We start from the raw sequence: 12163 nt of genomic DNA on the forward strand, positions 1-12163 counted from the left end.
CCTACCAGCTACTAATCGTCTCCTTAAAGACTACACGAAACACAGCCATCAACTTCCGTTCCACTCAACGCCATTTGCCGCAGCCGTATATAGTAAATACTCTTTATGCCCTTTTTCCAAGCATAAATTTGCGCGCGGTTAATATCACGTGTTGTAGCTGTATCAGGAAAAAACAACGTTAAGGAAAGACCTTGATCGACATGCTGTGTCGCAGCGGCATAAGTATCAATAATTTTTTCAGGTCCGACTTCATAAGCATCCTGATAGAAATCCAAATTTGTATTATTCATATATGGAGCGGGATAATAGACGCGCCCAATTTTTCCTTCTTTGCGAATCTCAATCTTTGAAGCAATCGGGTGAATAGAGGAGGTCGCGTAATTAATATAGGAAATAGACCCAGTCGGTGGTACAGCTTGAAGATTGCGGTTATAAAGCCCATACTGGATAACCGATTGCTTAAGTTCTTGCCAGTCTTTTTGATCCGGTATAACGATGTTATTCCGTGCAAAAAGCTCTTGTACACATGCGAATTGTGGTTTCCATTCTTTCTCAATATATTTTTCAAAAAAACGACCATCTGCATAAGCGGAATTCTCAAACCCTACAAACGTTTTCTGACGTTCACGTGCAATCAAATTGGAAGCACGCAATGCATGATATGCCACTGTGTAAAAATAAATATTGGTAAAATCAATTGCCTCTGGAGACCCATAGTAGATCTGTTCACGCGCTAAAAAACCGTGCAAATTCATTTGCCCTAAACCAATCGCATGACTTTCAGAATTGCCTTTGGCAATAGAGGGAACGCAAGCAATATCACTCATATCAGAAACAGCAGTAAGAGCACGAACAGCTGTTTCCACTGTCTGCCCAAAATCACTACTTTCCATCGCCTTGGCAATATTCATTGAACCAAGATTACAAGAGATATCATTTCCAATTGAACGATATGTTAAATCCGTTTTTAGTTCACTCGCTTCGCTGACCTGCAAAATCTCAGAACACAAATTGCTCATGCTAATGCGACCAGCTATCGGATTAGCTCGATTCGCCGTATCCTCAAATAAGATGTATGGATAACCTGATTCAAACTGAATTTCTGCTAATGTTTGGAAAAAAACACGGGCACTTATTTTCTTTTTGCGAATCTTTGGATTATCAACAAAAGACCGATAATGTTCTGTTACAGAAATATCGCTAAAAGGCTTGCCCATCACTCGCTCAATATCATAAGGCGAAAACAGATACATATCCTCATTATTACGCGCAAGCTCAAAAGTAATATCAGGAATAACCACCCCAAGTGACAGCGTTTTGATTCTGATCTTTTCGTCAGCATTTTCACGCTTTGTATCTAAAAACGTCATAATATCTAAATGATGTGCATGTAAATAAACAGCACCAGCGCCTTGCCGCGCGCCAAGCTGGTTTGCATAAGAAAACGAATCTTCCAACAGCTTCATCACAGGCAAAACACCAGATGACTGGTTTTCTATGCGCTTGATTGGCGCTCCTGCCTCCCGCAAATTTGTCAAACAAAGCGCTACACCGCCACCACGTTTCGAAAGTTGCAAAGCAGAATTAATCGAACGACCTATCGATTCCATACTATCTTCAACGCGCAATAAGAAACATGAAACCAATTCACCGCGTTGTTTTTTTCCTGCATTCAAGAATGTCGGCGTTGCAGGTTGAAACCGTCCTGTTATAATTTCATCAACAAGACTCTCAGCAAGAACCTTATCTCCTTGTGCTAAGTATAAAGCCACAAGGCAAACACGGTCTTCATAACGTTCAAGATAGCGTTTTCCATCAAAAGTTTTCAATGTATAACTGGTGTAATATTTGAACGCACCCAAAAAAGTAGGAAAGCGAAACTTGTATGCGTAAGCGCGCTTAAAAAGCTTCTTGACGAAAGAAAAATCATAAAGCTCAAAGAGTTCTTTTTCGTAATAGCATTCCTCTATCAAGTAATCTATTTTTTCTTTTAGATTGTGAAAAAAAACCGTATTTTGGTTCACATGCTGCAGAAAATATTGCCGCGCAGCAAGGCGATCCATATCAAATTGAATCTGTCCACTTTCATCATACAGATTAAGCATTGCATTCAGCGCATGATAATCTGTAATCTGATGTGGCTCTCGTATACTTTCTGTCTTCACAATCTAGCCCACAACTTTTTAAACACTACATTTCTGTGAGAATCACAACTTTTTTCGCTGCGGGTACCACAGTTTGAAACAATATCCTACATATTTGTGCATACGACATCGTTAATCTCATTTCTGTGGACGCACTTTCTCCATTCACGACCAACTGCAATTCCCCCCCATATAAAACTTCGCTAAAATTTTATAAAACTTTCCATATACTTAATTGTTTCCAAAATTTTTCCAATCCTTTTGTAACACAAATGACGTCTTCATCAGTTCCGCGCATTTCAAAGCGATAGAGGCAAGGTATAAAACATTTTTCAGAAATAATTTTACTAGCCAAACCATAATAGCAACCAAAGTTACGATTCCCACCACCAATAACGCCACGAATGAATTTGCGATTATCTACCTCATTAAGAAAATGAATGACTGCTTTCGGTACAGCCATTCTGCCTTCACCATCTGCGTAAGTGGGCACAACTAATACGTAAGGTTCATAAACTAACGCAGAGGGTTTCTTTTTATCAATTTTGAAAAGCCGTTGGCTCAACTGAGAAACAAAATGCTCGGTATTCCCCGTTGCGCTAGAATAATAAACAATAAGTCCCATTGCCAACAACGACCGCTACATTACCTACAGAGACCATTAATCATGTCTGGTCTAAAACCTGACCAATGGCTTTCACCACAAACAACTACCGGAACCTGACGATATCCTAAAGACTGCACAAAACTGTAGGCTTGTTCATCACAAGAAATATCCACAACACGATAATCAACACCTTTAGCATCAAATGCACGGTAAGTCGCATTACATTGGACACACGATGGCTTACTATAAATAGTGATAGACATATCCTAAACTTTCATATCTCAAAAAATCAACCCAGTGGAAGATTAATTCTAACGTTTCATATTTACAAAATAAAAATCAGCAATTTTACGCACAACATGCGCAATTATATTTTCGTTCAAACAATAAATGTGCACAGAAAACTCCATTCCGACCACTCAATATTGACCTGAATTCACGAAAACTTGACCACAAAATAAAAGACCACCCCTACAACAGATACTTCAGTAAAATTGCTCTATAGCCACTCTGCCATACCAATACAGCTTGCTTGTTGTCGTATTATGGGAATGATTTTAGCATCAAAACTAAGATACATCATATTTTCTGATATTACGAATTATCTAGAAGCACCAATCATTCTGATACTATATATAGTATACGCATAGGCCATTTCGTCAAGAAAGATTCAACATTATTTTTCTTTTTCCACACTCATTTCACAGAAATGAAAAACTCTCAAAACATATGTGACAATTTTACGTTTTATTGACAAATGTAATATTATAACATAACATCTTTAGAAAAATCGGAAGATGGTATATATTATGAGCTTACATTTCGACGATGTAACAGTAGGGTACACAAACAGAATTGCGATAAAGAACTTCTCAGCGAGAGTAGCATCTGGCTCACTCATTGCAATAACTGGAAACAACGGTTCTGGAAAATCAACACTGCTTAAAGCTATTGCCGGATTGCTTAAGCCTATCAGCGGTAAAATCATAAAACCGACAGGGAATCGTATCGCTTATCTTGCTCAACAATGCAATATCGATCGAACATTCCCGATCAATGTAGAATCACTCATCAAGACAGGACTATGGACTTTCTGTGGATTGTGGAAAAAACATCGCCTTTATCATAAAAAAATTCAAAATGCGTTAGAAATGGTAGGACTTGCCGAGCAGGTCCATTGCCCGCTTGATACCCTATCAAGTGGCCAATTACAACGTGCACTTTTCGCACGTATCATTGTACAGGATTCTGATATTATATTGCTCGATGAACCTTTCAACGGTGTAGATACTAGAACTCAGAAAGACCTTCTCGCACTGATCATACATTGGCAACAGCAAGGCCGAACAATTGTCATGGCGCTACATGACTTTTTCATGATCCAAGAACATTTCCCACACATGATTCATATCAATAAACAATGTGCTTTTTATGGAGAAACAACTCTATTTCTCAACGCCAACGATCGTCATATTACGCCGGCTTTCATGCCTCGTTTTTCCCATATCGACTCATATAAACCTCATATCAACTCACATAAGCAATGTCTTCCAATACAAGTTGGATTATAAAACGTGTACGAATTTTTCCTTGCACCCTTCATTGATTTCCAATTTATGCAAAACGCGTTAATCTGTTCGGTTCTGCTCGCAATAAGTGCCTGCCCCATTGGTGTATTTTTGATGCTGCGTGGAATGAGCTTAACAGGTGATGCTATCTCTCATGCCATTCTTCCGGGTGTTGCTACAGCTTTTCTTTTTTGCGGCGTTTCCTTTATATCTTTGACAATTGGTGGTTTTTTAGCTGGAATTCTTGTTGTATTTGCAACCGTTTTAATTTCACGAAATAGCTTTCAAAAAGAAGATGCATCAATGGCAGTGTTCTATCTTATTGCTCTAGCAACAGGTGTTATCATTGTTTCATATAAAGGATCACAGATTGATCTGCTTCAGCTCTTATTTGGTTCAGTGCTTGCTATTGATACACAAGCTCTTTGGTTGACAACCACTATAATGTTGATAACAGTGAGCAATCTGTGCATTTTCTGGCGTGCTCTTGTTCTGGAAAGCCTTGATCCATTGCTGTTTAGATCGCTTTCACCCTTAGGGAAATATATCCATATCTTACTGCTTGGACTCACGGTATTAAATCTGGTTGGCGGTTTTCAATCACTGGGAACTTTGCTATCGGTTGGCATTATGATGATTCCAGCCATCGCTGCCCGTTTTTGGTTCTCAAATCTAGGCTTTATTTGTATATTATCCATCATCTTTGGAATCATTTCCAGCGTATTTGGCCTACTGCTTTCTTTTCATATGTCCCTTCCTTCTGGCCCTGCTATCATTATCGTTGCAGGATTTATCTATCTTCTCTCTTGTTTGACAAGCCCACGTGGGCTTATTGCAGCTCGGTTTCCTCGCTTTTTTTGTATTTCTCCCTCATCGTAAAACAATAATATGTATAAATGTGTGAAACAACTTATTCTCCTTGGCTCTCTCCTCCTTCTGCCCCTTTTTCCATTTTCTGCCACCGCACATCAAAAAATCAAAACCGTCGTAAGCTTTTCAATTCTCGCAGACTTGGTGCAAAATGTAGGAAAAGATCATATCTCTATAACCACTTTGGTTGGCCCCAATGCAAGCACACATATTTATGAACCTACGCCCCGTGATGCTAAAACGCTTAAAAATGCCCATATTATTTTCATTAATGGGCTTCATTTAGAAGGTTTTATGAATCGGCTAGCCACTGCAACGGGCACAAAAGCACCTCTTATTGAAGTTAGTGCAAATATTTCTCCCCTCAAAATAAAAAACCAAAAACAGAGCGCCAAATACCATTCTCATAGCAGTGTCGATCCCCATGCTTGGCACGCTATCCCTAATGTTGCAATTTATGTCAAAAATATTGCTACGGCTTTATGTCAGATCGACCAACAATCTTGCGAAAGCTATAACAAAAACGCTCATAACTACATTCAAAAGCTAAATGCAATGCAAACAACCATTGCAACACAGATTGCTACCATTCCAAAAGATAAGCGTATTCTTATCACATCTCATGATGCTTTCGGATATTTTGCCCACGAATATGGTTTCACCATCCTTGCACCTGAAAGTGTTTCTACAGAATCCGAAGCCACTGCAGCAGATGTTGCAAAACTTATAAAACAAATTAAAAACAATAAAGTATCCGCACTGTTCATTGAAAATATCTCTAATCCTCGTCTTATCAAGCAAATTTCAAAAGAAACAGGTTTAAAAATAAGTGGCACACTTTATGCCGATGCATTATCAGAAAAAAATGGCTCTGCTGCAACATATCTTGATATGATGAAACACAATGTCAATACCATCATCACTGCAATAACAGAACAGAAAAATCCACAATTATAACGGACATGCGAACGTTTTTTTTTAACACTTTTATTCAAAATTTATAAGACAAACCCCACCAAGACATCAACTAACTTAAAACTGAAGATAACAAATTTAATACTGTACAACCTATCAGAAAAACATTCATTGTTTCCATCTTAATTCTTGCAACTTCTCTTTTTTCCATGTTCTCAGTTCTATTTTTCACTGTTTATATTCATTTCCATCAACATAGAATGGCTAAAAAACAGTAAAACTGATAAGTCGAAACAAATTTATTTGACCTTTTCATGGTTCATGTTTAAATGAACCAAATTATTTCTAAAACAGAGCTATCATGACATATTCATGAGTAATAGGATAATCAAGATAAACTTGCATTCCATCAATCCAAAGAGAGTAAATTATGAACTGCTTTCATCTTTCTACGATAGCATTTACAATTGCCATGACCGCAACAACAGCGGGTTTTGCACAAACAAAGATCAGTTTTTGGCATTCTATGAGTGGTAATCTAGGCAAGCAAACCGAAAAACTCATTAGCGATTTTAATGCGAGCCAATCTGACTACAAAATTGTTCCTTCATTTCGCGGGACATATGAAGAAGGAATAGTCTCACTTATTGCAGCATTTCGCGGAAAACAACAACCGGTTCTTGCTCAAATCTATGAAATTGGCACGGGAACTATGATGGCTGCAAAAGGTGCAGTTTACCCAATTTACCAACTGATGAATGATACAAATCAAGATTTCAGCTCTACCGACTATTTACCTGCTATTAGCAACTATTATTCTGATTCTGAAGGACGAATGTTGTCTATGCCATTCAACGCTTCAACACCCATCCTTTATTATAATAAAGATATTTTTAAAAAAGCAGGACTTGATCCAGAACAACCACCAAAAACATGGCAAGATATTGAAAATATTTCAAAAAAAATTATTGACAGTAAAGCAGCAAGCTGCGGTTTTACAATGGCTTATGCTTCCCAATGGATTGGTCTAGAAAATTTTTCAGCATTGCATAATGTTCCTTTTGGAACCAAAGAAAATGGCTTTGGTGGCCTTGATTCAGAACTCGTATTTAATGGATCTTTGCAAGTCCGCATGTGGACTGATCTCAAAAAATGGTCTGATCAAGGTATCTTCCGCTATGGCGGCCCAGCTGGAGCATTAGATTCTACACCAATGTTTATGGCGCAAGACTGCGCAATATTTATGCAATCTTCAGGGTCGCTTACTGGAATTGTGTCAGAAGCCAAATTTGAAGTGGGTTTTGGCATGCTGCCCTACTATGCTGATGAAAAGGGTGCACCGCAAAATTCAATTATTGGTGGTGCCTCTATTTGGGCTTTAAGAGGTCATACGCCCAAAGAATACGCAGGTGCAGCAGCTTTCCTTAAATTTCTCTCACAACCAGAAAATCAAGCCAAATGGCATCAGACAACAGGCTATCTTCCTATAACAAAAGCGGCCTACGAGCTAAGCAAAGAACAACATTTCTATGATAAAAACTTAGGAGCAGACATTGCTATTAAACAGATCAATCTCAACTCACCAACAGTTTATTCAAAAGGTATAAGATTTGGTACCTTACCGCAAATTCGTTCCATTCTTGATCAAGAATTAGAAGCCGTTCTCAATGGTTCTAAAACACCCCAAGATGGATTGGATGCAACAGTTAAACGTGGGAATAAACTCTTACGTGAATTTGAAAAAGCTAATCAGTAAGTAAGACTTCGTGATTATTATCTGTTGATTTTTTCAAGTTCTTCCAACCATCATTCAAGACTCCTACTAAATAGCCTAACAAATGCAAAAAAAACATGCATACTTTGAGAATAGCACTCTCCCTTACCTGCTGCTTTTCCCTCAACTCGCCATAACTTTTTTGTTTTTCCTTTGGCCCGCTATTCAAGCAGTCAAATCATCTTTTGAACGTGAAGACTCTTTTGGCTTTACGACAACCTTTACTGGCTTTGAAAATTATGTAACTGTTTTATCTGATCCAACTTATATAGAGTCACTTCTTACAACTATAATATTTTCTGTTTCCGTTACTGCTGTTTCAATGGCATTAGCGCTTCTTTTAGCTGTTTCTGTTGATCGTATCATCCGCGCGAAAAAAGCTTATACAATCCTTTTGCTTTGGCCTTATGCAGTTGCTCCTGTATTGGCCGGAGTATTATGGTTGTTTATTTTCCATCCTACCATTGGTATCTTTCCTTTTCTCCTTGAAAAAACAGGTGTTATATGGAACCATCGTGTCAGTGGGACTCAAGCAATGATTCTTATTGTAATTGCTGCCAGCTGGAAACAAATTTCATATAATTTTCTTTTTTTTCTTGCGGGTCTTCAATCTGTTCCGCGCTCTCAAATAGAGGCAGCAGCAATCGATGGTGCAAGCCCTTTTAAACGATTTTGGACCATTGTTTTTCCGCAAATTTCACCGACAACTTTTTTCCTTCTTATCGTAAATATTCATTATGTCATTTTTGATACATTTGGTATCATTGATAACATAACCTCTGGGGGACCAGCACGTGCAACAAATACACTCGTCTACAAAGTGTATGAAGATGGCTTTAAAAATCAAATAATCGGTGCATCAGCAGCACAATCAGTCATATTAATGCTGATGGTTATTGTTTTAACATTTATCCAATTTCGCTGGATTGAACGCCGTGTACAATATTAGGAGAGGATCATGGTTGAAAACCGTCCCTTTTTGAAGTTTCTAACCCATTTCATTTTGATTGTCGGTATTATCATTATCTGTTTTCCGGTTTACGTTGCTATTATTGCCTCAACCCATAGCTCATCTGAATTTAGCTCAGGGATCATTCCTCTCCTCCCTGGAAAATATGGTTTAGAAAACTATCAAACAATCTTTGGTGATGGTCTTGTACAACTTGGCCTTCCACGTCTTTGGCCGCTCTTAATGAATTCATTTATTATGGCTATTGGTATTAGTATTGGAAAAATTATTATTTCTCTCTTTTCTGCTTATGCAATCGTCTATATGCGCTTTCCTTTTCGCAAAACTGCTTTTGCGCTTATCTTTGTCACAATGATGCTGCCCATTGAAGTTCGCATCATACCGACATATACAGTCGTTGCACATTTGGGAATGATAAACAGCTATGGTGGAATGATTATCCCATTAATTGCATCAGCAACCGCTACATTTTTATTTCGTCAATTTTTTCTAACTGTACCTGATGAACTCTTAGAAGCAGCACGCGTTGATGGAGCAGGACCATTTAAGTTTTTTAAAGATATTCTTCTGCCTCTGAGTAAAAGCAATATTGCCGCCTTATTTATTATTATGTTCATTTATGGATGGATACAATATCTCTGGCCTCTCATTGTAACAACAGATCAAAATCATCAAACTATTCTCGTAATCTTAAAACAACTTATAGTTGAATCACTTCAACATGAACCTCAATGGAATATTCTAATGGCAGTCTCAGTTGTTGCCATGCTACCACCCGTTCTAATCGTCATTTGCATGCAACGGCTTTTTGTCAAAGGCCTCATCGAAGCGGAGAAATAACCGTGGCTACAATCCAGTTATCAAATATAAAAAAACAATATGACAATGGCGTTGTGATTCTTGAAGATCTGAATTTAACTGTTGCCGATAAGGAGCTTCTTGTTCTTGTCGGTCCTTCGGGATGTGGAAAATCAACATTATTACGTATCATCGCTGGACTCGAGCAAGTCACTTCAGGTGAACTCTCTCTTGATAATGAGTGCATCAATAATCGTGAACCAGCAGATCGCGACATTGCCATGGTTTTCCAAAATTACGCGCTTTATCCGCATATGACAGTTCGTGGAAATTTGGAATACGGCCTTAAAAATCGTAAAACCCCCAAAGATGAAATTAATAAGCGTATCGCACATGCTGCAAAACTTTTGGAAATAGAGCCTTTTCTTGACCGTAAACCGCGGCAATTGTCGGGAGGACAGCGCCAGCGAGTTGCAATGGGGCGTGTTATCGTGCGCCAACCACGTGTTTTTCTTTTTGATGAACCACTTTCAAATCTTGATGCAAAATTGCGTGCTCAAATGTGTATTGAGATCAAAAAACTACAGCGCTCATTAGGAACAACCAGCATTTATGTTACACATGATCAACTAGAAGCTATGACACTAGCTGACAGAATAGTCGTCATGAATAAAGGATGTATCGAACAGATTGGTACTCCAATGGACATTTATGATTACCCAGCAACAACCTTTGTTGCCGACTTCATTGGTTCGCCCTCTATTAATTTTCTTGATCGCCAGATATTAGAACAACATTTAAGTAATTCTCTTGCTTATAGCGCTGAAACGGATCTTTTGGCATTTAGACCAGAAGCAGTCTTATTGGGTGAATATCCCGATAAAGGCCCTGTTTTTCATACGCAAATTGAACTCATTAAGCCTATAGGAACAGGATGCCACGTTTTAACACGATGGAATGATGTTATTTTCACCATTGAAGTAAAAGAACGCCTTACAAACGACTATGGGCCAGAATTAATCTTCACAGTCGATTATCAGAGTTTTCATACTTTTAACAAAACAACGGGGAAACGCACATAGCCAATCAAAAAGTGCGTAAACTGGAAACATTAAAATTCAAGTTAATATACCCTCATTGTTCTCCACTGAGAAAATCAGCGGAAAGATGTAACTTATTGTACAGTTTTCAGACTTGTAATTTTGTCTTCTTACTGAATATTGCCTTTGTTTAACTATGCAATCTTATCTATATAAATCGATAGTGCTCTTATCTTTGTGAACGTAATTGTAAAGCAAGATCAGGTTGATCTGTGGTAATATAATGGACGGGCATATCAAGCCAATGCGATAAACGTGCCGCCCCATTTATGGTCCACACACCGACAGTAAAACCCGCATCAAGTGCAGCTTCAATGAAGTTTGTCGGTGCAATAGAGCCATACAAACTCAAATCAGAATACCCTAATTTTTTCCATTCGGATAAACGATGAGATATGTCATCTTCAAAGCTATCCACACAGGGACCAGAAGGTATTCCTGCTTCAATAAAGGGGCGAAGACAAGTTGCATCAAAGCTAATTGCAGAAACGCGTTTTGCGAAATCCCGACTATTGATGAGCTCAAGAGCTTTTTGAGATAATATGAGTTCGCGCTCAACCTCACCACAGGTTTTAATTTCAAGATGAAGATCAACATTGGTTGGCGCTAAAAGATCAAGAACTTCTTCTAATAAAGGAGGCGCTTCTGTGCTCCCTTTTACGCGGAGTTGTTTGCGCGTTTCATTATCGATATCATGAATATATCCTTTTTGCCCAACCAATTGCTCAAGACCAAAATCATGAAAAACAACAACTTCACCACTTTTAAGGAGATGAACATCACATTCGATTTCATCAACTCCCAAAGCAATTGCATTGCGAAACGCCGAAAGCGTATTTTCAGCACGCAGACTAGCCCCACCACGATGAGCAACAATTTTTTGCTTAGGCATGTATATTCCTTATTTCCAAAGGCCAAATTATATCAATTATAACAAGTGTAAAATGACTTGTTTTAGAATCCCACTGAAAATCCATAACAATCCTATTTGTACATTTGTACAAATGCTCTTCTTACAATTCTTTTGAAGCTCAAATCCCAAACACAGCTATATTTTAAAACGCTTGCACTTAATTTTAGTCTACCACTCAATTATTGCATACAACAATTTTTATTTATGAATCAAAAAGTTATTCTTTGAAAAGAATTTATACCGTAAAAACTTCCGTAATCAAACTAACCATAATGGCTAAACAATACATCTTGAATTTAAAACAATGAGAAAAACCCTAAGATATGCTCATATTTATCAAATAATTAAGCCCGATTAGAAAAAAGATTTCTAGAAAAAATAGCTCACACGCAAGCTAAAATATTAGCTTTTCTTGTAAAAAAGCTTGCATCTAAAAATATCAAAGAGATATAAAATAGTACAGCAAATCAATTTTTAAAATTTATCAATTTAGCTTCAGACATA

General features: G+C 37.9%; 11 protein-coding genes. 7 read left to right on the forward strand and 4 right to left on the reverse strand.

Annotated features, from left to right (window positions below; genetic code table 11):
- Nucleotides 1-23: 23 nt before the first annotated feature.
- The 3 genes from nrdE to nrdH all read right to left on the reverse strand — a co-directional run bounded on the left by nrdE (nucleotide 24) and on the right by nrdH (nucleotide 3014).
- Entirely contained in the window at nucleotides 24-2105 is a 2082-nt protein-coding gene (gene nrdE, locus NPX98_RS03370; RefSeq protein WP_442864456.1) for a class 1b ribonucleoside-diphosphate reductase subunit alpha, read from the reverse strand.
- Between the two features lie 250 nt (nucleotides 2106-2355).
- Entirely contained in the window at nucleotides 2356-2769 is a 414-nt protein-coding gene (gene nrdI / locus NPX98_RS03375; RefSeq protein ID WP_269022657.1) for a class Ib ribonucleoside-diphosphate reductase assembly flavoprotein NrdI, read from the reverse strand.
- Nucleotides 2770-2789: 20 nt separating this feature from the next.
- A complete protein-coding gene (gene nrdH / locus NPX98_RS03380; RefSeq protein ID WP_269022658.1) occupies nucleotides 2790-3014 on the reverse strand; it encodes a glutaredoxin-like protein NrdH in 225 nt (74 codons plus the stop codon).
- A 546-nt stretch (nucleotides 3015-3560) separates the two neighbouring features.
- Between nrdH and NPX98_RS03385 the strand changes: the two genes are divergently transcribed.
- From NPX98_RS03385 to NPX98_RS03415, 7 genes are all read left to right on the forward strand, one after another.
- Nucleotides 3561-4322 (forward strand): ABC transporter ATP-binding protein, encoded by a 762-nt coding sequence (locus NPX98_RS03385; RefSeq protein WP_269022659.1) that lies wholly within the window; start codon nucleotides 3561-3563, stop codon nucleotides 4320-4322.
- Between the two features lie 3 nt (nucleotides 4323-4325).
- Nucleotides 4326-5198, forward strand: coding sequence for a metal ABC transporter permease (locus tag NPX98_RS03390; protein ID WP_269022661.1), 873 nt, complete (start codon nucleotides 4326-4328; stop codon nucleotides 5196-5198).
- 9 nt (nucleotides 5199-5207) lie between these two features.
- Entirely contained in the window at nucleotides 5208-6146 is a 939-nt protein-coding gene (locus tag NPX98_RS03395; protein WP_269022662.1) for a metal ABC transporter solute-binding protein, Zn/Mn family, read from the forward strand.
- Nucleotides 6147-6534: 388 nt separating this feature from the next.
- Nucleotides 6535-7860 (forward strand): sn-glycerol-3-phosphate ABC transporter substrate-binding protein UgpB, encoded by a 1326-nt coding sequence (gene ugpB / locus NPX98_RS03400; RefSeq protein ID WP_269022663.1) that lies wholly within the window; start codon nucleotides 6535-6537, stop codon nucleotides 7858-7860.
- An 82-nt stretch (nucleotides 7861-7942) separates the two neighbouring features.
- Nucleotides 7943-8827: a sn-glycerol-3-phosphate ABC transporter permease UgpA gene (ugpA, locus tag NPX98_RS03405; protein ID WP_269022664.1), complete on the forward strand. Its 885-nt coding sequence runs from the start codon at nucleotides 7943-7945 to the stop codon at nucleotides 8825-8827.
- 9 nt (nucleotides 8828-8836) lie between these two features.
- Nucleotides 8837-9688: a sn-glycerol-3-phosphate ABC transporter permease UgpE gene (ugpE, locus tag NPX98_RS03410; RefSeq protein ID WP_269022665.1), complete on the forward strand. Its 852-nt coding sequence runs from the start codon at nucleotides 8837-8839 to the stop codon at nucleotides 9686-9688.
- 2 nt (nucleotides 9689-9690) lie between these two features.
- Entirely contained in the window at nucleotides 9691-10728 is a 1038-nt protein-coding gene (locus NPX98_RS03415; protein WP_269022666.1) for a sn-glycerol-3-phosphate import ATP-binding protein UgpC, read from the forward strand.
- Nucleotides 10729-10915: 187 nt separating this feature from the next.
- On the opposite strand, the gene NPX98_RS03420 is transcribed toward NPX98_RS03415, so the two are convergent.
- A complete protein-coding gene (locus NPX98_RS03420; RefSeq protein WP_269022667.1) occupies nucleotides 10916-11638 on the reverse strand; it encodes a glycerophosphodiester phosphodiesterase in 723 nt (240 codons plus the stop codon).
- Nucleotides 11639-12163 lie beyond the last annotated feature (525 nt).

Origin of the sequence: Bartonella sp. A05 (genome assembly GCF_026930145.1) — a bacterium.
Taxonomy (GTDB): Bacteria; Pseudomonadota; Alphaproteobacteria; order Rhizobiales; family Rhizobiaceae; genus Bartonella.